We start from the raw sequence: 20,911 nt of genomic DNA on the forward strand, positions 1-20,911 counted from the left end.
CTAAACGCTTGCGGGGCGGAATCCTCGCCTCATTTGGCAATTTTTCGTGGGCCGTGGGAGGGTGACCGTGTGATCCTCATCGATGAAGCAACGGTCGTTGTCGACGAGGCCACCCTCCTGCCGCCCGTGACGTTGCACGTTGATCAGGGCACCTGGCTTGCGGTGCGCGGCGCAAATGGGGCAGGCAAAAGCACACTGCTCGCCCTCATCGCCGCGGTCCGTACGCCAACGGGCGGAACCATCACCATCGATGGCCGCGCACCCGACGCGCGCAAGAAATGGTTCCGCGAGCAGGTGTCTGCGCTGCTGTCGCCGCCGGTCGTCGCCCCAGATCTCACGTTGCACGAACACCTCACGCTAATTGCGACCTCGTGGCGTGATGCCGACCCGCGCGAGCGGGCACGCGTCGAACTCGAGCGCTGGCACATCGCGGAGCTGGGGCAACGCTTTGTGCATGAGTTGTCGAGCGGCCAGCGGCAACTATTCGCGCTCGCGACGGCGTTCGTGCGCCCGAGCTCCGTGCTGGTGCTCGACGAGCCAGAGCAGCGCCTCGATGCGGCGCGGCGCGCGCTCCTGGTGGCGGCTCTGCGTGAGCGCCAAGACAGCGGAACCACGATTGTGATGGCAACGCATGCCGACGATGTCGCGGGTGCGGCAAATACGGTGACATGGCTCGATCAGATCGATTAGCCGTTCGCGCGACCCTGCGGCAGTGGAACAAGCGCTCGCGTCGCGGGAGCGATATCGCGTACCTCGTGTACATCAGCATTCTGGTCGGCGCGATTGTGCTGGTTCCGCTCATCCGCGCGGCATGGCTATTGCTCTCAGAACCTGCCGCGATCGCCGTGTTGACGGCGCCGTGGTTTGGCGATATCGCGGTGGCGGCGTCGCTCGTTTTGATGTCGGCCGCATGCGCGCCATGGGCGGCCCCCGCAGTGCGTCGGGCGTTTCTTGCTCGCGTGCTGAGCGATGCTCCGGCCCCGTTTGCTCTGTCGTTCGGCGCGCCCGTCGTGCGATGGTGGCTCGTCGCCGTCGTGGCGGCGGGTGCGGTGGCCGCACTGGCGCACGGCGTGCTATTGAGCGCGAGCGCAGGGTCGGGGCTGGCGCTCGTGTGTGCGACGGTGTCTGCGATCGCCGCGGCGACGCTGGCGACCGTTTGTGCGGTGGCGGCGCAACGTTCGGCCACCGTGGGTAACGCGCTGTCCGTCGGGCTGATCGCACTTGCCGCCACCGTTGTCGTTTTCTCTCCTGCCGTTGCCGCGTTTTCGCAACCGATCGGTGCCATGTCGTTGGCCGTGCTCGCGGTCATCACGGCCGGTTGGGTGCCATCGCTTCTCAACAGCACACAACCCCACGCACTATTGACGGCCTCGGTGCGGCGCGATGCCGCCGTGGTGGGATTCACGCTGATGGACGCAAGCGTTCTCGGCGACGCCGTGCGGGATGTTCCGCGTGGCAGACGCCGCCGCTCGGCCGTTCCGCGGGTGCCGCGGTGGCTGGCTTTTGCCGTGTCGGCGGCCGTTGGCGCGGCCCGCACGCCATTGCGCCTCGCGCGCGGGCTCATCGTGCTGGCGGGTGGGTTCGCGCTCGCCGCCGCCGCGCCGTCGGCCTGGACCGTGGGGCTCGCTGCGGCGCTCGTCTACCTCGGCATTGGCGCGTGCATGATGGGGGTCGAACAGGCAGCGCTCGCGGTGCGCACTCCCGCCGTCTATGGCGTGAGCGACGTCACCTTGCTGGCCAACCATGCGATCTTTCCCGCGGTCGTGCTGGCAGCAGCCAGCCTGATCGGGCTGGCCGGCGGTTCGACCGGTCTTGGCGTCACCCTCATTGCGGGCGTCGCCGTGCTGGTAGCGCGAGTGTTCGCCGCGCTCACTCCGCCGGCACCTCTTGAGCTATTGCTTCCGATGCCAACGCCGGCGGGCGATGTCGGTGCGTTTCTGCGACTGCTGTGGGCGCTGCAGGGTCCGATCTTTGCCGCCGCGCTCAGCATTGCCCTGCTCCCGGCGGTGCTCAACGCTGATCTTGCGCGCCTGGTGTGGGCAGCGGCCATCGCCGCCGCGCTGCTCATCGCCCGCTGGCGCACGCGTTCGTGACTCACCGCGGCGTGGTTCCGAGAAATGCAGAACGGCCCCCACGATGTGAGAGCCGTTGGTGCACCCCCTCGGACTTGAACCGAGAACCCACTGATTAAGAGTCAGTTGCTCTGCCGATTGAGCTAGAGGTGCGTGCGCATTTCTGCGTTTTGATGAGCTTATCAGCGCGGAAATCGACCCGTGAAAAAGCGCTGATTGGCGGAACAATCACCCGCGGCATTCGCGCGTGTCGCGAAATGAAAACCGCAAGCCACGAAGCAAGCGCCGCCACAAATGAAAAAGCTCAGAAAACTGGCGAGAGTCTTCTGAGCTGATCCGTGCACCCCCAGGGACTTGAACCCTGAACCCACTGATTAAGAGTCAGTTGCTCTGCCGATTGAGCTAGAGGTGCGTTCTTTGGGCCTTTCGGCGCCGAGAGAAGACATTACCAGGATTCGAGCGTGTGCGCGAATCGAGATACCTTCGCCGGGATACCCTTGTCTCGTGGCCTCCCTCACCGACGTTTCATCGCCGTTTGCCGACGATCTCGCGCTCGCTCTGCGCATTGCCGACGCGGCCGACGCCGTCGCGATGGCGCCCTTCGACTCGGCAGATTTGACGATCGATCAGAAGGCCGACTCGACCTTCGTGACCGATGCAGATATTGCCACCGAGCGCGCGATTCGTGAGGTTCTCGCGGCAGAGCGCCCCACCGACGGCATTCTGGGTGAAGAGTTTGGCACCGAGGGCACGGGTTCACGCCAGTGGATCATCGACCCGATCGATGGCACCCACAACTACATGCGCGGGCTGCCGATGTGGGGAATCCTCATCGCACTCGCGGTCGACGGCGTTCCGCAGGTGGGCGTGGTGAGCCAGCCCGCATTGGGTCGACGCTGGTGGGCGGCAACGGGTGCGGGCGCCTGGACGAATGTGCCAGGCGCGGAACCGCGACAGATTCACGTGTCGCATGTTGCCGAGCTGGAGAAATCAAGCATTAGCTTTCAGAGCATCCAGCAGTGGGATGAGGTCGGCGAGCTTGACACCCTGATTCGCCTCACGCGCGCCGTATGGCGCGACCGCGGCTATGGCGACGTGTGGCCGTACATGCAACTGGCCGAGGGCCGCCTCGAATTCGTCGCCGAATTTGGTGTCGAACCCTACGACATCGCAGCCGTCGTTCCGATCGTCACCGAGGCGGGCGGACGCATGACCGCATACAACGGCGAAGCCTCCATCACTCAGCACTCCGCCCTCGCCACAAACGGCTGGCTGCACGATACCTACCTCGCCTTCCTTCACAACGAAAGCCCGAGCGCCTGATGAGGCGCGCGTTTGTTGGCGCCGCATTTCTCGCCGCTGCCGCATCGTTGACCGCATGCTCGGGGCCCGCTCCAGCGCCGCCGCAAACCTCGCAGCCAGCACAAACCATCACCCCGCAACCGGGCACCGGAACCAATGTGCAGGAGCCGGAGGAATCGGCAGAACCAGAAGCGGCGACATGCGAGAACCTGCTGCCGCCGACGCTCATCACCCAGTTCGAAGACATGGGCTGGAGCTTTCAGCAGAGCCAGCTTTTTGGAGTCGATGCTCCGTTGCCAGATAGCGTGCAGTGCACCTGGGGCGACTACGAGTCGCACTCCAGCGAGGCCGTGCAGATCTACGCGTACTCCCCCATTGACGAGGCAACCGCCATCGCGATGCAAGACGCTCTCGTTGCGCAGGGATGGACGCGCGAAGACGACGGTGAAACGGTTTACATCACAGCGGGTGACCGCTCGACCGTGGTGGATGAGAACGGCTACGGCATGACGTACAAGTTCGTCGCAGGAGCCGTCACCTACGCCGACACAAAGCAGGGTCTTCTGCTGGTGCAGTGGCCACGATAATTCGCTGATCCCGAGCATTTTCATCGGCGCGGGCGCTGCGACGTCGGCGGCTCCATCTACCGTGAAGGTACTGATTCACGCGCGCGGCCGGGCGCTCCCGAGCGAGAGCCACCATGGGGTCCACGAAAGTCACCGACGAAAAACTTGAGAGCGTTATTTCGCGTATCGCGCCGTGCACCTTGCCGCCGTCGGCGTGGGGCACACAACCCGTCGCCTGGCAACAGGCTGGCCAGCGGGTACATGCGTGGATCACGTGGCCGCACCGCGCGGCAGAGCTCGTCAATGCCATCGCGATCGGCTGGAACGATCGGATCGTCGTGGTGCGATGGCAGGGCACGAACGGCACGTGGGAGACGGTCGTGTGGCGCTCAGCGGTAACAAAACCTCGCCAATCCTAGCCTTGCGTGGAATACCCCTGGGGGGTATAGTGTTGTCGTGGCTAACACGTTCGATAGCAAGCTAAGAGACGAGACATTCTCATGAGCACCAGCGATCCCCTCGGCCAGCAGGCGCCGATGACACACGATCATCAGCACGCGGGCCACTCCGGTCACGACATGACGCCCACCCCGGAAGCACACGACATGCACGCAGGGCACACGCACGCCGAGCACGACATCCACGCGAGCCACACAGCGGCCGAGGCGCCAGCAAATCGACACGACAGCCACGGCGGCCACGAAGGCCATGTCGCACCAGAGTCCCACTCCGGCCACGAGGGCCACGCCGACCACTCCGGCCACGAAGACCACACCGGTCACTCCGGCCACTCCGGCCACACGGGCCACACCGAGAAGTTCCGCCGCCTGTTCTTCATCATGCTGGTTTTCGCCGCGCCGACCATCGCTCTTTCGCCGATGTTCGCGATGATCATTGGCTATTCACTCCCCGACTCCCCCGTCATCACGTGGTTGCCGGCCGTGCTCGGCACCGTGATGTACTTCTGGGGTGGCGCGCCGTTTCTCACCGGTGCCATCGATGAAATTCGGGCACGCAAACCCGGAATGATGCTGCTGATCGGACTCGCTATCACGGTCGCTTTTGTGGCGTCGTGGGCCGCAACGCTGGGTGTCGTAAGTCACCAGTTGGAGTTCTGGTGGGAGCTCGCGCTGCTCATCGTCATCATGCTGCTTGGCCACTGGATCGAGATGCGATCGCTGGCACAGACCACGTCGGCGCTGGACTCGCTCGCCGCGCTGCTGCCCGATGAAGCCGAGCGGGTCGACGGCGACAGCATCACCACCGTCTCCCCCAGCGAACTGCGCCCCAGTGATGTGGTGGTGGTGCGCCCCGGCGCGCGCGTGCCGGCAGACGGAACCATTGTGCAAGGTTCCGCCGCGATGGACGAATCAATGATCACGGGCGAATCGCTGGCCGTGCGCCGTGATGTCGGTGACCGCGTTGTGGCCGGCACCGTTGCTACCGATTCAGGACTTCGGGTGCAGATCACCGCCGTCGGCGAAGACACCGCACTCGCTGGTATCCGCCGCCTCGTGGCCGATGCGCAGGCTTCGTCGTCTAAGGCTCAGCGCCTCGCCGACCGCGCCGCCGGATGGCTGTTCTGGTTCGCGCTCGGCGCCGCCGTGATCACCGCAATCGTGTGGAGCCTGATCGGCTCGCCAGAAGACGCCATCGTGCGCACCGTCACCGTGCTCGTCATCGCCTGCCCGCACGCGCTGGGTCTCGCGATTCCGCTCGTCGTCTCCATCGCAACCGAAAAGGCGGCCCGCAACGGCGTGCTGGTGAAAGATCGCCTCGCCCTCGAAAGCATGCGCACCATCGACACCGTAGTGTTCGACAAGACCGGCACGCTGACGAAGGGCGAGCCAGCCGTCACCGCTGTTTTGGCGACCGGAACCATGAGCCAAGAGCACGTCTTGATGCTCGCCGCAGCTGCGGAGAGCGACTCAGAACATCCCCTCGCCCGCGCCATCGTGCGTGGCGCCGCAGACCGCAGCATCATGGTTCCGCCTGCCAGCGACTTTTCTTCGTCCCCCGCCGTCGGTGTGCGTGCCCAGGTTGACGGACAGCTGGTGCAGGTGGGCGGCCCGTACCTGCTTGCGCAAGAGGGTCTGCATGCACTCGCCGACACCGAACCTTGGTCGGCGGAGGGTGCGATCGTGCTACACGTGATCGTGGACGGCGCCGTTGCTGGCGCGCTGCGGTTGGCGGATGAGATTCGCCCAGAGTCCCATGACGCGGTGCGCGCCCTGCACGAGCGCGGCATTGCGGTGGTGATGATCACCGGCGATGCGCAGGCCGTGGCAGATTCTGTTGCCGCGCAACTTGGCATCGACCGGGTGTTTGCCGGGGTGCGCCCCGAAGATAAGGCCGCCAAGGTGCAGGCACTGCAACACGAGGGGCACCGCGTAGCGATGGTCGGCGACGGCGTCAACGACGCGCCCGCGCTCGCGCAGGCCGATGTGGGGCTCGCCGTCGGCACCGGCACCGACGTTGCCATTGGTTCCGCCGGCGTAATTCTCGCCAGCGATGACCCGCGCGCGGTGCTTTCAGTCATTGAGCTCTCGCACGCCAGCTACCGCAAGATGAAGCAAAACCTGTGGTGGGCGGCCGGATACAACCTCATTGCCGTGCCGCTCGCCGCCGGCGTGCTCTCGCCCTGGGGCATCGACATGCCGATGTGGTTGGGCGCCATTCTGATGTCGCTGTCTACGGTCGTCGTGGCCGCGAATGCGCAGCTATTGCGCCGCGTCGACCTCAACCCGGCCCACCTCGCCGCATCAACAAAAGTGGCCGCGCAATCGGCACCTGCCACGCAACACCAGCACTCTCACTAAGGCACGAAAAGAGACAACATGAAGATCAAGTTTGCGCCCCTCACCGCCCTCATCATTGGTTCCACTCTTGTTCTCGCGGGATGCAGCGGAACCAGCGGCGACGTCAGCTCGACGGGTCACGGCGGACACAGTGGCGGGTCGACACCCGAGGCTTCGGTAGACGCGAACGCCGCCGACCTGATGTTTGCCGCCATGATGATCGGCCACCATCAGCAGGCGATCGAGATGAGCGACATCGTGCTCGCAAAGTCGGGCGTTGACGAGCAGGTTGTCGCGCTCGCCGAGCGCATCAAGGCCGCACAGCAACCCGAAATCGATCAGCTCACCGAGTGGGTGACGGCGTGGGGCGGAGATGTCGCCGACTACACAGATATGGGGCACGGCGACGGCATGATGTCGGCCGATGACATGGCGGCGCTGGAGTCAGCAGACGGCCCACAAGCGTCGGTGCTGTTCTTGGAGCAGATGATTGTGCACCACGAGGGTGCGGTGGAGATGGCAGAAGAGGAGGTCGGTTCGGGTCAGAACCCCGATGCCATTACTCTTGCGGAGAAAATCATCACCGATCAGAAGGCGGAGATCAGCGAGATGCAGGATCTGCTCGATACGTTGCGCTGACACGGTGGTACGGTTCCTGCATGCAGCAAAGCGACTACCGCACGCAGAATGTTGAAGGCCCACTTACACTGCGGGCGATCTTTCTGGTCGTAACGGTCAACGACGCCCAGCCCGGCGCGATGGCAACAGTCACCGAGATGCTCGCGGGGCTGGAAGATCTGGTGAAGACCGTCGGTTTCCGAGAGCCAACCGTGCGCCTGTCGTGCACGGTTGGCATCGGCGCCCGCGTGTGGTCCGAGGTCTGCGGCCTCAAGACGCCGTTCGAGCTGCATCCGTTCCGCGAGATCCGCGGCGAGAAACATACCGCGGTGTCGACGCCGGGAGACCTGCTGTTTCACATTCGCGCCGACCGCGAAGATCTGGCGTACGAGTTCGAACGTCTGTTGCTGAAGCAACTGGGCGACGCCGTGACTCCGGTCGATGAGGTGGTGGGCTTTCGGTACTTTGACTCACGAGACTTGCTCGGCTTCGTCGACGGCACCGCCAACCCGATCGGTGCCGACCTTCCGGCGGCAGCGCTCGTGGGCGGCGAAGACCCCGACTTCACGGGTGGCAGCTACCTGGTGGTGCAGAAGTACCTGCACCCGCTCGCGGACTGGCAAGCACTGTCAACCGAAGCGCAAGAGGCCATCATTGGGCGCACGAAGCCCGACAATATCGAGCTCGATGACGCCGCAGCCGACGCCCAGAAGTCACACAAGACCCTCGCTACCATCACCGATCACGAGGGCGAACACGACATTGTGCGCGACAACATGCCGTTCGCGCGCCCCGCTGCGGGCGAGTTCGGCACGTACTTCATCGGCTACGCACGCCATCTCTGGGTGATCGAAAAGATGCTGGAGCGCATGTTCATCGGAGACCCGCCAGGCATGCACGACCGCATTCTTGACTTCTCCACCGCCGTCACCGGCAGCACCTATTTCGTGCCGACCCCGGCTTTTCTGGCGGGTCTCAGCGACTAGAAGAACCAGAAACGAGAAAAGCCCCTCGATCCCAATGCTTGAAAGGGATCGAGGGGCTTCTCGATGTGACAGTGGTTGGTGGAGATGGGGGGAATCGAACCCCCGTCCATCGCTGAGTCTCTGGGGCTTCTCCGGGCGCAGTTTGTGAAAACGTTCTACTCGGCTCCGACCTTTGCCACAAACACCTAAGTCGACAAGCCCAGTCTGTAGATGTCCCACACAGAGTCCAGACTCCTCTGTGCAGCTAGACCCCTAAATGACGCCAGGATCCGTAGCGGGGTCGCCTACGGCCTGACGGACTATCGGGCTCGCTTAAGCAGCGAGGGCGAAGTCAGTGCGCTTTGCATCTGCACTTAGTTTTTGCCGGGAGCGTTCACAAGATAACCCGGCATCCTTGGCCCGCTTCTCGCAGATTCGCAAGCAATGTCGAAACCGATCATCCCCGTGCGTTCCTTGCGGAATGGCCACTGTCACACTGTTGAATTACCAAGCTCGCCACAATGTGGCTGAGCATTACAGACTACAACACACGGCGCGTGAAATCTATTCGCCGAAGCGAGCGGAACCATGAAGCGCGGGCACACGTTGGCATCGTGACGTCCGAATGCCGCAACAACCCATCGGGGCGGCGAGCCGAACAAAGTCGACCCGCCGCCCCGCGGAGTTGCGCGCTAGCTCACAGAGCGGCGTCGTGCCCAGAGGCCGAAGCCGATCAGCGCCATCGCGGCGAGTACCGCTGCGACCCAGCCGGAACCGTCAACGCCGGTGTTTGCGAGTGGGCCACCACCCGACGTGCCAGCGCCGGTGTTGGTGCCGCCCGTCGAGCCGTTGCCGTTGCCGTTGCCGTTGCCGTTGCCGCCAGCGATTCCGCTGCCATCGCCAGCACCAGCACCATCGCCATCGCCATCGCCGTCTCCACTACCGGGACCGGTTGCCGCGGTCACGGTAATCGGAGCATCAGCGAGTTCGTTCTGCTCGGTGTCGGTCACGACCAGGCGGTGTGCTCCCGCAGGTGTGGTCGCCGGAATCAGGGCAATGATGACGGCCGCACCGTTCGCGTCGGTTGTTGCATTCGCGATCTTTACGGGTTCGGAGTGTAGCCACAGCTCAACGGCTGCATCTGCTGGGAATCCCGAGAGCGTGACCTCAACACTGGCACCTGCGGTCACCGTATCGACGGCCGGCGCGACCGTCGATACGGCCGGCGCGATGGGAGCGGTGACGTCAAGCTCCGCCGACGCTGCGCTCTCCCCCGCGGCATCCTTCACCACGATCACCACGGTTCCGGGTGCCGTGTCTGCAGGAATCAGCAGGTTGGTGTTCAGCGCTCCAGCCTCGTCGACCGTGGCATCGGCGAGCTTGCGGTCGCCGATCCAGAACGAAACCGCGGAGCTCGCTTCAAAACCGGTGAGTTCAACCGGAACCGTGTTACCCGCTTCGACCGTAGCAAGCCCAAGGGTAAGCACGGGGTTGAGCTCGACGGCGCAACCCGTCAGGTCATCCGCAGGGCGAATGCCGGGCGCGTTCCCTTCGACCGGTGCCGATGTTCCGTAGATCGCCATCTCGGCGACAGCCGCGAACCGGGTTCCCGAAATCGACGACAATGCGATCACCTTGATGTAGCGAGCTTCAACCTCCTCGAAAGAGACGTCTTGCCACTCGGCGACGTTGGCCCAGTCGCCCGTCGCGACGGTGGTGTAGTCGGTGCCATCCGTCGACACCTGCACCTCGTAGGCCTTGATCGGGCCATTCTGGTTCGCGGCGCGACGCAGATACCCGATGCCGTCGACCCGTTCGACCGTTCCCAGATCAAACACCAGCTCGTGCGGGAAGCTCGTGGCGGCTGAACTCCACCGCGAGTGCCAAAACGTGCCAGGGTCACCGTCGAGCATATACGCGGCAAGGTTATCGTCAGCGATTTCCTCCGACGACGCCGTTGCCGTGATCTGAGCGTTGGGGATTCGCGCACGATTACCCACCGTCGCCGACACCCCGATGCTCACGGTTCGCACATCGCAGTCAGCAAGATACGTTGCCGCGATACCGAGGTTCACGGTCGTGCCCGCCGCCTCCCTGGGTGCGGTAATCAGCCACGTGGTTGACACGCTTGCTCCGACCGCAACCGTTTCGAACAGGTTCGACGAGGACGATTCTACCTGGACGAAATATCCCTCCGGCAGCGACAGCTGCACGCCAACGTTTTCGACGGCAAGAGACTCCGTGTTCGTAAACGTGGTGGTGAACTCCGCGCTGGTGCCGGGGCTCAGGGTTGCCACGTCCGTGCTGAGTGTTGCGCACGGGGTTCCACCAGCCGTCGGGCCGAGGTCAGTCACCGTGAAGTCATCCAGGGTGAAGTCCACCTCCTGCCCGCCGAGGCGCTCCAGCCCCACCCACGTGTTGACGCCACAACCGACGGTAATCTCCTGGCTGAACGGCGTCGTGAGCGCCTGGGGCAGCTCGAGGCGGCTTTGTACTGTTGCCTCGACCACGCCCTCCGTTCGGGAGTCAATACCCTGCACCCATTGGAATGCTCCGGTGCGACCAACCTGATAGTCAAAGGCGATCTCGTACGAGTGCCCTGCCTGCAAGGTGAGGGTCGTCGGGTCGGTGCGATAGACGAGGCCGCCGTTTTCACCGTGCGACATCAGCGAGTGATCGCCGGCGAGAACCGAGTCGACGGCCATTCCTGCCGCCGCCCAGCCGGGCGCGTGCGGGCGGGCGGTGTTGCGCCAGTCTTTTTGCGTGTACGGGTCTTGCCGCACCGAGATGCTCGTACGCGGATCGGTGATGCCACCGGCATCGCCCTTCACGAACGGACCCCAACCGGCCTGGTTGCCCTCGAAATCGTTCGAGTAGACCGTTCCCTGCTTGAACGCTGCGGTGGTGTCGGCCATGGCGCGACCGTTGTCGATCGAGACGCTGGCGTCACCGTCTGCGGCAGCAATCGCGACCGTCACTTCCCCCGAAGCTGGGGCGACAAATGACACCGCCGCTCGTTGATAATGCTGGTTCGCCTTCGAGTCGGCGGCAACATAGTTGAGCGTCGGAGACACATCCCAGACCCGCTCCACTGATCCAGCACCATCGTCAACCGACATCGTGACCGTGCGGGCTTGAGACTGATCGATCTGAACCTGCGCCGAGAACGTATATTGCTGCCCCGGAAACAGGTTCTTCACCGTCTGGCTGATGGACGATTCGCCGCTGCCGAGCACAGCAATGTTGTCTCCGCTCGAATCGCGCTTGCCAGATCCCACGTCGGTCGTCTCAATCGAGGCCGCCCCCTCCGGGTTCCAGCCGTCGAGCGAACCCGAGTTGAATCCGGGGTCGTTGAGGCCCGCGGAGAAGAACGTCGGCGCCACCCGCTCGGGCCCGCCGACCGGAACCACGACGTACGCAACGCCGGCTTCGCCGTCGATCGTGAGAGCACCGTCAGCGGCCTGCACGTTGCCGACAAGTTCGCGACCCTGATCGGTCAGCTTGAAGATGTCGAAGGCGGTGTTGCCTCCAAAAGCGTCCGTCAGCTCAAAGGTCTTTGCCCCGCCCGATGCGGTGAAGAAGTACATCTTGTCGGCGTTGACCGGTGAACCAGCATCATTATTCGACGCGAGGCTCTGCCATGGGAGCAAATACGAGTCGCCACGGAGCACTTCGGCATCACCGAGCGTGATCACACGATCCGCACCGTCAATGGTGATGGCGGCACCGTCAGTGAGGGTCGCAGAAACGCCCTTTTCGTAGGTCAGCAGATCGAACTGCTGGATGACCTTCGTGGGCAGGCTCTGATTCCAGATGTTGTCCATGAACAGCGTCCAGTTGCGGTTTCCGCTCCATCCTTCAGCGTCGATGAGGCGCTGCTGGCCGAGGAGTGCGTCGTCGTTCCAAACGTCTGCCTGGCCATTCTGGATGAATCGAACCATGGTGGAGTTAATGCCCTTATTCGTGGCACCGCCATAGGCCAGGTCGGTCGGCCAGCGCGCCCAAACGGCGTTGTCAACGAACTTGTCGCCCCACTCGGTTGCAATCTCCAGATCCATGTCGTGAAGCTCGTTCGCGAGCCCTTCCGCGACCCAACCGTTCGAGTAGTACACGTCAATGTACACACCGCTGAGACCTGGAACCTCGTCGCGTAGCTGCTGGAATCGATCCAGAACCATGCCGGTTCCCAGGTCCTTCTGCTGGTTGATGTAGTACGACTGGTCAAGCCAGCTCCACCCTGGCGACCACGGCGCGGAACCATCGAGGATCGCCTCGTCAAACGAGTTCGCCTGCGGGTAGATTTCGGTGGCGTTGACGTGCACGCTCATGTCGGCGTTCAACGTGGCGCCCACATCAACCAGGTTGTTGAGATCGGCGAGATCGCCGGCGCGCTCGTTGTAGTTTCCGCCGTAGTCCGTGTTCGCCGAGTCGTGACCCTCGCTACCGAAGCCCTTGTTCAGCACGTATTGGCCAAGCCCATCGGTCTGGTTCGCGATGCGCTGCGTGTTCTCCAGCGTGAGGTCGAAGTAGTTCGTCGCCTGCGACGCGAAGTTGAAGGGAATGCGGCTCACGACACGTTCGGCAACGCGCTCGGCACCGAGACGCACTTCGTCGACCTCGCGGTAACGAATGCCGGCATCCTGCCAGTCCACGGCGCCATCACTGTTGCGATCCTGCGCAAACAGCACGGTGACCTTCGGCATTTCATACGTGGTCACCCGAGAGTCAGATGCGTTAGCGGGGTGCACCAGCCAGGTGTTCGAGCCCACGGACGCCGTGCGAGTCGACGTTCCGGTGACGCTCGTGGTCAAACGGTTGTTCCACGAGGCATTGCCGCTGGTGCCCTGCACGGTGGCGTTGGTGATGATGCTCGCAGTGAGCGCGCCGTTGCCGACGAACGCGTACGCCGCACCCTTAGAACCTGTGCTGGTCTCGCCCGTCACGGCGATGTGCTCATCCGCATTCGTCGTGCTGTCGGGGCTCACAATGGTTCGATCAAGCACCGACTCGGCGTCCGTCGAGTCGGTCGAGAGGAACACGTTGCCCGGGAGTCCCAGTGTGTTTACCTCTACCGAGCCGGCGATGTCTGTGACGCGGAATTCCACGTTTCCGGATTCGGTGATTTCGATGACGCTCGTGACCTGAACGTCGATCCCCTCCAGCTCGGAGACGTACTGCACGCTTGTCGCCGACTGAGTCGCCGTTGTCGTCGCAGCGTATGGCACACCGTTGACGGCCCACCCTTCGCTGGTGGCGAGGTTGCCCGCGAGCTCTTCGCCCTGAACCGAGTAGCCAACGATCTGCGGGAATGTCTGCGCCACATCTGCCGACAATTCGCCGCGAGAGATCGTGAACGTCTCCGGCGTGGTCGGAGTCGGCTCTTCGGGAATGGGCGGAATCGCCTCATCGGAGAGGATTTCAATCTCTCCGGCGCCACCATCCTTACCGTTGACGGACGCGGTGATTCGGAACGCAATGTACTGCGCATCCACCGCGGCAGGCAGCTCAATGCGCTGCTTTTGGGTGTTCGAGGTGGGAGCCGTCAAGGTTGCCACAGCCACCGGTTCGCCCCAGGCGCTTCCGTCTGTGGGAGCAGAACCGGCCACGGCCTTGCTGTTCGTCGCGAAAACCTGCACCTGCGTCGGGTTCACCCCCTGGCCGAGGCGGCCGGAGTAATCCAGCGCCTTGACCGAAATAGGGCGTTGCAGATCGATATTGATCCAGTGCGGATAGGTTGCGGACGGATAGTTCGTTACCCACTGCGTTGGGTAGCTGCCGTCGAACGCTCCCAGCGCCGTGCCGTCAAGTGCGGGCGGTGCCGGATACGCACCTTTTTTCACTCGACACGGCCGCAAGGAGGTAATCGGGCTTCGGAACCGGGAACAGATCCGCAGCGTACGCGGGCGTTGCCGCAGCAATCAAACCTCCGCACACGAGCGCGGAAGTCAGGAGCGAACCGATTAGTTGAGGAGCGCCTGAGCGCTGAGGGGATGAGTATCTCGGCACGTCGTGCCTTTCGGGCGGCGCAACGTAGCAAGAAATCTCTTGCCATAAAAGCCCTGACGCCCTGATTGCGCAAACATTAGATATTGCTCATCGATTCAGAGGCGCGGAACATTCCGCGCGCCGCCACCGCTCCCGCTGGCCTCATCCCCGTCGTCGACGACGCGCAACCCGGCGGCCGAAGACCTTGCCACGCGACTTTGTGAGGGTGATCTCGGCTGTCGTCGATCTAAAAAAGGCGGGCTGTCACCGCGTCGCGCTATGCTCACTGCAATCCAAGCCTGAGGAGGCCTCATGACCGACGTCGTCATCACCGTTCGTGGTGAACACCAAGCCCTCGTCGCCGCCGAATTGGGTGTCGCCCGGGTCTCCGTTCGCCTGGACGGCCCAGAACGCGCCGGTGTCGTTGCCCAAGCACAAGAGATCGCCGCAGACCTGCAGCAGGAGCTGGCCGCCGCAGAAACAGAGGGCGCGATCACGAAGTGGAACAGCGAGCGCGTTTCGGTGTGGGCCGATCGGCCATGGAACGACAAGGGCAAGCAACTCCCCCTGGTTCACCATGCCTCCGTTCAGCTGGTCGCTGAGTTCAAAGACTTCTCCGCGCTCAGCGAGTGGATCTCCCGCGCCTCAGAGCGGGAGGGCGTTGCCGTTGATGCCATCACCTGGACGCTCACGAAGCAGACGGAGCGTGCCACCGAGAATGCGGTGGCACAGGGCGCCGTGCAGGTCGCGATTGATCGAGCAACCGCGTACGCGAGCGCGCTCGGCCTTGCGAACGTGCAGGCCGTGCAGATTGCCGACGTTGGCATGCTGTCGCACGAAGCCGCCATGAAGGCACCCATGATGATGCAGCGAGGCGCTGCCGCAGATATGGCGGGCGCACCAAACTTTCAGCTCGAGCCCGACGAGATTGAAGTTTCTGCCACGGTTGAGGCGCGCTTTCACGCGAATTAGCCCGCCCGCCCGACGATGGACGGCCAGACGCCGTGACATCTCTCGAACCACTCGCTCTCACCCCCTATGGTGAGAGCATGCCCGATCTTTCGAACATCGAGGTTCGCCCCGGTGCGGCCGAACGACTCAGCCGGATGATTCAACTCCCCACGGTCTCAGCCGAATTGGACGCCAGGGGCCTCAGCGATTTCGACGCCTTCATCGAGCTGATCGCCGAGCTGTACCCGCTGGTCACAGCCACCCTCGACCACGAGAAGCTGCACGATCTTGGCCACCTCTACCGGTGGCGTGGGACGACCCCCTCCGACGCTCCCGTTGTCTTGATGGCGCACTACGACGTGGTTCCGGTTGACGAATCTGACGCGTGGACCTACCCGCCATTTTCCGGAACCATCGCTGACGGCAACGTCTATGGGCGCGGCGCGCTCGACGACAAGGGGCCGTTGCTGGTCATTCTGGAGGCGGTGGAGAATCTCCTCGCGGCAGGGTTCACGCCGGCGCGTGACGTGTATCTCTCCTTCGGCGGCAACGAAGAAAGCTTCGGCTCGGCCGCGGTCGCGATCGCCGCCGAGCTACAGCGACGCAAAATTGTGCCGTGGCTGGTGATTGATGAGGGCGGCGCCGTTGTCATTGACCCGCTGCCAATGGTCAGGGGCCAAGCCGCTATGATCGGTGTCGGCGAGAAGGGTCTGATGACCGTGCGACTCGTCGCTCGGGGCGACGGCGGTCACGCTTCGTTTCCTCCCCCGCTCACGGCCGTTGGTCGCGTCTCGCGCGCCGTTGATCGACTCACACCATCCACGTTTCCTGCCCGAGCCCCGCGCGCCGTCAGCCGCATGCTGAGCACCTTCGCGAATCGCGTGTCCGGCCCCGCGGCATTCGGGCTGAAGGCGCTGGCCGCGCTGCCGCCCGTCACCGCGATGCTGTTTGCGAAGCTCGGCGGCGAGCCGGCCGCCATGGTGCGCACCACGGTTGCCCCCACGATGCTGGCAGGCGGAACGGCAGATAACGTGTTGCCGTCGCAGGCATCCGCCACCGTCAATCTGCGTATCGCGCTGGGCGAGACCGTGCCGTCAACCCTCAAGCGCCTGCGAAAGCGGATCAACGACCCGCAGATCTCGATCGAGGTAGTCGCCAGTAGCGATCCCTCCCCCGAGTCTTCGGCAGACAATGAACAGTTCGCCGCCATCGCGGCGGCTCTTGCGGCAAGTCATCCCGACGCCATCGCGGTTCCGTACGTCGTGTTCGCGGCCACCGACTCCCGCCACTTCCACACGTTCTCCCCCGCCACCTACCGCTTTGCGCCGCTGCTGATGTCGACGGCGCAGCGTGCCGCGATTCACGGCGTTGATGAGTGGGTGGCCCTTTCGGAGCTTGAGCGTGGCGAGAAATTTCACCGCGCCCTGCTCACGGCACTGACCTCTTCCCGATAGGGTCAGACTCACCCGAATTGGAGCGAAGGAGCCCCATGTCTCGCGCCATCTCCCTCGGCGCTCTCGCGAGCGTCGTTGGCTATCTTGCATTCGTCGAGTTCACCAGTGGCGTGTTGCAGGGGTATTACACCCCGATGCTCACCGACATCGCTCGCGCTCTCAACGTGCACGATGCCGACGTCAACTGGCTGGAGGGCGCCCAGCTTATGCTCTCCGCGCTCGTGGTTCCGGCGTTCGCAAAACTCGGCGACATGGTCGGCCATAAGCGCATGCTGCTGGTGTCAACCGCACTCACCGCGGTGGCCTCCCTCGCGCTCCCGTTCGCCACCAGTTTTCCGGTCTTCCTCGCGATCTGGGCACTCCAGGGCTTCTACGTGGTGTGGTTGCCGTTGGAAATCGCCCTCATCTGGTCGCGGGCACGCGCCATGGGCCAGCGCTCCAGCATCACTATGAAATCTGCCGGCATCCTGGTCGCGGCGCTCGAATTCGGCGCAATCACCGGCGCGTTGGTCGGCGGGCAACTGGTCGACACCCTGCCCCTCACCGTCGTGCTGCTGATTCCGGGCATCATCGTCGCCATCTGCTTCTTCGTGATTTTGTTTGGCGTCAAGGAGTCGCCAAACCCGACCGGCGGCCGCCTCGACACGGTCGGTCTCACTCTCGTCTCGATCGCGTTGATCGCCTTCACGGGCGGGCTTGCGATGCTGCGCACGCAGGGCGTCGGTAGCCCCCTCGCCTGGGGTGTCGTGCTACTCGGACTCGCGCTTATGGTTCCGTTCGTGCTGTGGGAGCTCAAGCACGACGACCCCATCATTGACGTTCGCATGTTCCGCTCGCCGTCTCTCGCCCCGGTCTTTCTCACCGCGGGCCTCTTCGGAGTTTCTGTGCTCGGCGCGCAGGCTCCGCTGTCAACGTTTGCGCGAACCGACCCTGCGGAGGTCGGCTATGGACTCGGAACCACGGGGCTCGCCACATCGCTGATCATTGGCATCTACCTGATCGCGATGATCGCGGGCGCCCTCATCTACCCGATCATCGCGCGACGGGTGACGCCCCGCTTCACCCTCATGCTCGCATCAATCCTGGTCGGCATCGGATTCTTGCTCTTCCTGCCGTTCCACGACACGTATGCGCAGGTCGTCACGAACATGGTGTTCGCCGGTCTGGGTTCCGGCGCCCTCGTCGCCGCACTCCCGTCGGCCGCTGCCGCCGCCGCACCGCCCACGCAGACCGGCGTCGCGACGGGTCTCACCAACTCGGTCAAGACCGTCGGCGGGGCCGTGGCATCCTGCGTTTTCGGCATTGCGCTGCTGCAGCAGGTCGCCAGCGGCTCCGCGTCAGAGACGGCAGGCAGCCTCAGTGGCTACATGACGGTCTGGATCATCTGCGGCGTGACCGCACTGATCGCCGCCGTCGTGCTGCTTTTCGTGCCAAAAAACGCATTCCAAGACCCGCAGCGGGCGCTTGAAACCGACGAGCAGAGCGACACCATCGCCGCCTAAGCCTCGTCGCCGGAACCCGCGGGCGCTACTCGCCCATGCGGTTGCGGGTGCGCATGGCCCGCTCCGCTTCGCGCGTGTCTTGGCGCTCGCGCAGCGTCTGGCGCTTGTCGTACTCTTTCTTACCCTTCGCGATCGCAATTTCAACCTTGACGCGACCGTCGGAGAAGTAGAGCTTGAGCGGAACCAGGGTGTAGCCGCCGGCTGAAATAGCGTGGCTGATCTTCACGATCTCGTCGCGGTTGAGAAGCAACTTACGCACCCGCTTTGACGAGTGGTTCGTCCAGTGCCCCTGCGAGTACTCCGGAATGTGCACCGCATCAAGCCACGCCTCATTGTGGTCAATGTAGGCGTAGCCATCGCTCAGGTTCGCGCGCCCCTGGCGCAACGATTTGACCTCCGTGCCAGTCAAGACCAGACCGGCTTCGTAGGTCTTTTCAATGTTGTATTCATGCCGGGCGCGACGGTTGGTCGCGATCAGCTTCTCACCGCGCTCGCGGACCATGTGATCACTCCTTTGACTCTGCACACACGCACAGAGCCTGTCAGTCTATCAGCGCGGCGGCCAGCCGCGCGGCAATGCTCACCCTGGCGTGTGCGAAAGAGGTTCGGTCTAGGTGCGCAGCCAGCGCCGAATCGCGAAGCCCGCGGAGAAGGCCGACAGCACGACGCCAATGCCGATGAGCACGGGAACCACGAGCAGGGCATCATTCACCGTGATCCATTCGCCGCCCAGGTTGAGTCGTTGGCGCAAGTACCCTTCGACACCAAACTTGACGCCCAGCACCACCGCGACGCCGGCAAGCAGCGTTCCGATGAGCGCGGAAACCACGCCTTCCAAGATGAACGGGGTCTGAATGAAGCGGTTCGATGCGCCCACCAGACGCATAATGCCGATCTCCTTGCGACGCGCATAGGCCGAGAGACGAATCGTGGTTGCGATCAGCAGCACGGCCGCAATCAGCATCAGCACGGCCACGCCAATAGCGATGTACGTGGCGACGGTGAGTGTCTGAAACAGCGGATCCAAATACTTCAGCTGGTCTTTGACCTCGTGGATGCCGTTGGTGTCGCTAAACGCCTCATAAATGACGTCGGTCTTGGTCTGGTCTTTCAGGTTGATCCAGAACGTCGCATTCATTTGCGCCGCATCAACCGCACCCTCATATTCCGGGTACTGCTGCAAGAACTTCTCCAGCGACACTTCCTGGCTATCAAACGAATACGTCTGAATCAGCGGCGCCAGCGTCTCGCCCTCCAGCGCCGCTGTGACCGACTCGATTTGCTCCTCGGTGGCGACGCCGTCAACGCAGGTTGAGGCTGACGATCCTTCGGCGCACATGTAGATCGCGACCTGCGAGCGCTGCTCCCAGTAGTCGCGAATATTCGACACCTGAGACTGCATCAGCACGGCAGAGCCGACAAACGTCAGCGAGACGAAGGTCACCAGAATGACGGAAATAACCATCGAAATGTTGCGTCGAAGGCCCTGCAAGACCTCCGACAGCACGAGCGCTACTCTCATGACGTCGGACCAACCTCATCATCGTCGTCAAAATCGCTCAGGCCGAGGCGATCGGCAACACCCAGCTCAGCCACGTTGATCTCGGGAATCACGATCGGGCGCGTGAGCGGGCGGGGCGATGTCGCATTCTGTGCCGCCTCCTCATCCGCTGCGACCTCATCGGCCTGAGTGGTGAGCGACTCGGCCACCTCGTCGGCGGTCTGAGCCTCTGCGGCTTCGGCGACCGATGGTTCCGCACGCCCTTCTACGACCACCTCGATCACCTCTTCGGCGATCTGGGGCTCGGGTTCAGCGGCCGGAACCACGGCTGCCGTAGCCGCGGTGGCCGCGGTGGCGGCGGTTGCGCCGGCGCTTGCGCCTGTCGCCACTTCACGCTGCACCTTGCGCATCGCGCTCAGGGCCTCGGCCGATGCTTCACCGCGCGCCTTCACCGGCGCCAGCCGCGGAATCGCGGAGGTGTCGCCGTAGCCGCCATGTGCTTCGTCACGCATCAGCTCACCAAACTTGAGCTCAATAACGCGACGCTTCATCTGATCGACGAATCCGGCCTCGTGCGTGGCCATGACCACCGTGGTTCCGGTCGCGTTAATGCGCGCGAGCAGTCGCATGATCTCGGTCGAGGTCGCCGGATCAAGGTTTCCGGTTGGCTCATCGGCCAACAGCAGCTTGGGGTCGCCAACGATGGCGCGTGCGATCGCAACGCGCTGCTGTTCACCACCAGAAAGTTCGGTCGGCATGCGCTTTTCTTTGCCGGTGAGACCGACCAGCTCAAGCACGCGCTCGACATTGGTGTGGGTGAGCGCACGCGAAGCGCCGGTCACCTGCAGCGCAAAGGCAACGTTTTGAAAGACCGTCTTGGTCGACAGCAACCGGAAGTCTTGAAAGACGGAACCGATTTGGCGGCGAAAGTACGGAACCTTACGACTCGACATGCGCTTGAGGTCGTGACCCAAGACATGAATCTGGCCGCTGGAGGCAACGTCTTCACGCATGATGAGACGCAGGCAGGAGCTCTTTCCCGAGCCCGAGGCACCGACAAGGAAGACGAAATCGCCGCGGTCAACGTTAAAGCTGACGTCGTTCAGTGCGGGTTTCGCCGTTCCGCGGTAGCGCTTGGTGACATTTTCAAAGCGGATCATGGCTTGTTGAGCCTAAGCCGGAATCTGCGCGTATTTA

Annotated in this window: 15 protein-coding genes, 2 tRNA genes and 1 other RNA gene; 11 read left to right on the plus strand and 7 right to left on the minus strand. The window is 63.5% G+C overall.

The genetic code is table 11. The features are described from left to right. Positions 1-69: 69 nt before the first annotated feature. Positions 70-690 (plus strand): ABC transporter ATP-binding protein, encoded by a 621-nt coding sequence (locus FVP60_RS02425; protein ID WP_246132426.1) that lies wholly within the window; start codon positions 70-72, stop codon positions 688-690. Then, positions 669-2,093 carry a hypothetical protein gene (locus FVP60_RS02430; protein WP_147824672.1) on the plus strand — a complete coding sequence of 475 codons (1,425 nt, stop codon included), beginning with the start codon at positions 669-671 and terminating at the stop codon, positions 2,091-2,093. Before FVP60_RS02425 ends, FVP60_RS02430 begins: the two co-directional genes overlap by 22 nt. Positions 2,094-2,149: 56 nt before the next feature. Here the strand turns inward: FVP60_RS02430 and FVP60_RS02435 are convergent. Both FVP60_RS02435 and FVP60_RS02440 read right to left on the minus strand, forming a co-directional pair. Continuing rightward, positions 2,150-2,225: transfer RNA gene (locus FVP60_RS02435), tRNA-Lys, on the minus strand. Positions 2,226-2,411: 186 nt separating this feature from the next. Further along, positions 2,412-2,484, minus strand: a tRNA-Lys gene (locus tag FVP60_RS02440). 92 nt (positions 2,485-2,576) lie between these two features. Here FVP60_RS02440 and FVP60_RS02445 point away from each other — a divergent pair. The 6 genes from FVP60_RS02445 (at position 2,577) to FVP60_RS02470 (ending at position 8,342) form a co-directional block, all read left to right on the plus strand. After that, positions 2,577-3,395: an inositol monophosphatase family protein gene (locus tag FVP60_RS02445; RefSeq protein ID WP_246132427.1), complete on the plus strand. Its 819-nt coding sequence runs from the start codon at positions 2,577-2,579 to the stop codon at positions 3,393-3,395. After that, positions 3,395-3,961 (plus strand): hypothetical protein, encoded by a 567-nt coding sequence (locus FVP60_RS02450; RefSeq protein WP_147824673.1) that lies wholly within the window; start codon positions 3,395-3,397, stop codon positions 3,959-3,961. The genes FVP60_RS02445 and FVP60_RS02450 overlap by 1 nt, the downstream gene beginning before the upstream one ends. A gap of 113 nt (positions 3,962-4,074) precedes the next feature. Then, a complete protein-coding gene (locus FVP60_RS02455; protein ID WP_147824674.1) occupies positions 4,075-4,359 on the plus strand; it encodes a hypothetical protein in 285 nt (94 codons plus the stop codon). A gap of 159 nt (positions 4,360-4,518) precedes the next feature. Then, positions 4,519-6,759 (plus strand): heavy metal translocating P-type ATPase, encoded by a 2,241-nt coding sequence (locus FVP60_RS02460; RefSeq protein ID WP_246132492.1) that lies wholly within the window; start codon positions 4,519-4,521, stop codon positions 6,757-6,759. An 18-nt stretch (positions 6,760-6,777) separates the two neighbouring features. Further along, positions 6,778-7,377, plus strand: coding sequence for a DUF305 domain-containing protein (locus FVP60_RS02465; protein WP_147824675.1), 600 nt, complete (start codon positions 6,778-6,780; stop codon positions 7,375-7,377). A gap of 20 nt (positions 7,378-7,397) precedes the next feature. Further along, on the plus strand, positions 7,398-8,342 hold the full coding sequence (locus FVP60_RS02470; RefSeq protein WP_147824676.1) for a Dyp-type peroxidase: 945 nt from the start codon (positions 7,398-7,400) through the stop codon (positions 8,340-8,342). Between the two features lie 76 nt (positions 8,343-8,418). On the opposite strand, the gene ssrA is transcribed toward FVP60_RS02470, so the two are convergent. Then, positions 8,419-8,786: a transfer-messenger RNA gene (ssrA, locus tag FVP60_RS02475) on the minus strand. 227 nt (positions 8,787-9,013) lie between these two features. Beyond that, on the minus strand, positions 9,014-14,161 hold the full coding sequence (locus tag FVP60_RS02480) for an endo-alpha-N-acetylgalactosaminidase family protein (protein ID WP_246132428.1): 5,148 nt from the start codon (positions 14,159-14,161) through the stop codon (positions 9,014-9,016). A 457-nt stretch (positions 14,162-14,618) separates the two neighbouring features. On the opposite strand from FVP60_RS02480, the gene FVP60_RS02485 reads away from it, so the two are divergent. The 3 genes from FVP60_RS02485 to FVP60_RS02495 all read left to right on the plus strand — a co-directional run bounded on the left by FVP60_RS02485 (position 14,619) and on the right by FVP60_RS02495 (position 18,213). Beyond that, complete coding sequence (locus FVP60_RS02485; RefSeq protein WP_147824677.1) at positions 14,619-15,278, plus strand: SIMPL domain-containing protein; 660 nt, start codon at positions 14,619-14,621, stop codon at positions 15,276-15,278. 77 nt (positions 15,279-15,355) lie between these two features. Beyond that, entirely contained in the window at positions 15,356-16,711 is a 1,356-nt protein-coding gene (locus FVP60_RS02490) for a M20/M25/M40 family metallo-hydrolase (RefSeq protein ID WP_147824678.1), read from the plus strand. A 35-nt stretch (positions 16,712-16,746) separates the two neighbouring features. Further along, positions 16,747-18,213: an MFS transporter gene (locus FVP60_RS02495; protein ID WP_147824679.1), complete on the plus strand. Its 1,467-nt coding sequence runs from the start codon at positions 16,747-16,749 to the stop codon at positions 18,211-18,213. Positions 18,214-18,238: 25 nt separating this feature from the next. On the opposite strand, the gene smpB is transcribed toward FVP60_RS02495, so the two are convergent. The 3 genes from smpB to ftsE all read right to left on the minus strand — a co-directional run bounded on the left by smpB (position 18,239) and on the right by ftsE (position 20,874). Continuing rightward, the gene (gene smpB, locus FVP60_RS02500; RefSeq protein WP_147824680.1) at positions 18,239-18,715 is read right to left on the minus strand and encodes an SsrA-binding protein SmpB; all 477 of its coding nucleotides are present in this window, start codon (positions 18,713-18,715) and stop codon (positions 18,239-18,241) included. Between the two features lie 108 nt (positions 18,716-18,823). Further along, on the minus strand, positions 18,824-19,735 hold the full coding sequence (ftsX, locus tag FVP60_RS02505) for a permease-like cell division protein FtsX (protein ID WP_147824681.1): 912 nt from the start codon (positions 19,733-19,735) through the stop codon (positions 18,824-18,826). Beyond that, positions 19,732-20,874 carry a cell division ATP-binding protein FtsE gene (gene ftsE / locus FVP60_RS02510; RefSeq protein WP_147824682.1) on the minus strand — a complete coding sequence of 381 codons (1,143 nt, stop codon included), beginning with the start codon at positions 20,872-20,874 and terminating at the stop codon, positions 19,732-19,734. Before ftsE ends, ftsX begins: the two co-directional genes overlap by 4 nt. Positions 20,875-20,911 lie beyond the last annotated feature (37 nt).

The sequence above is a fragment of the Microbacterium mitrae genome, assembly GCF_008017445.1.
In the GTDB taxonomy this organism is placed as follows: domain Bacteria; phylum Actinomycetota; class Actinomycetes; order Actinomycetales; family Microbacteriaceae; genus Microbacterium; species Microbacterium mitrae.

Excerpts from the sequence above, each read along its gene's own strand:
- FVP60_RS02430 (WP_147824672.1), top strand. The coding sequence starts at position 669 with ATGGCTCGATCAGATCGATTAGCCGTTCGCGCGACCCTGCGGCAGTGG.
- FVP60_RS02450 (WP_147824673.1), top strand. The coding sequence starts at position 3,395 with ATGAGGCGCGCGTTTGTTGGCGCCGCATTTCTCGCCGCTGCCGCATCG.
- FVP60_RS02455 (WP_147824674.1), top strand. The coding sequence starts at position 4,075 with ATGGGGTCCACGAAAGTCACCGACGAAAAACTTGAGAGCGTTATTTCG.
- FVP60_RS02460 (WP_246132492.1), top strand. The coding sequence starts at position 4,519 with ATGACGCCCACCCCGGAAGCACACGACATGCACGCAGGGCACACGCAC.
- FVP60_RS02465 (WP_147824675.1), top strand. The coding sequence starts at position 6,778 with ATGAAGATCAAGTTTGCGCCCCTCACCGCCCTCATCATTGGTTCCACT.
- FVP60_RS02470 (WP_147824676.1), top strand. The coding sequence starts at position 7,398 with ATGCAGCAAAGCGACTACCGCACGCAGAATGTTGAAGGCCCACTTACA.
- FVP60_RS02485 (WP_147824677.1), top strand. The coding sequence starts at position 14,619 with ATGACCGACGTCGTCATCACCGTTCGTGGTGAACACCAAGCCCTCGTC.
- FVP60_RS02490 (WP_147824678.1), top strand. The coding sequence starts at position 15,356 with ATGCCCGATCTTTCGAACATCGAGGTTCGCCCCGGTGCGGCCGAACGA.
- FVP60_RS02495 (WP_147824679.1), top strand. The coding sequence starts at position 16,747 with ATGTCTCGCGCCATCTCCCTCGGCGCTCTCGCGAGCGTCGTTGGCTAT.
- smpB (WP_147824680.1), bottom strand. The coding sequence starts at position 18,715 with ATGGTCCGCGAGCGCGGTGAGAAGCTGATCGCGACCAACCGTCGCGCC.
- ftsX (WP_147824681.1), bottom strand. The coding sequence starts at position 19,735 with ATGAGAGTAGCGCTCGTGCTGTCGGAGGTCTTGCAGGGCCTTCGACGC.
- ftsE (WP_147824682.1), bottom strand. The coding sequence starts at position 20,874 with ATGATCCGCTTTGAAAATGTCACCAAGCGCTACCGCGGAACGGCGAAA.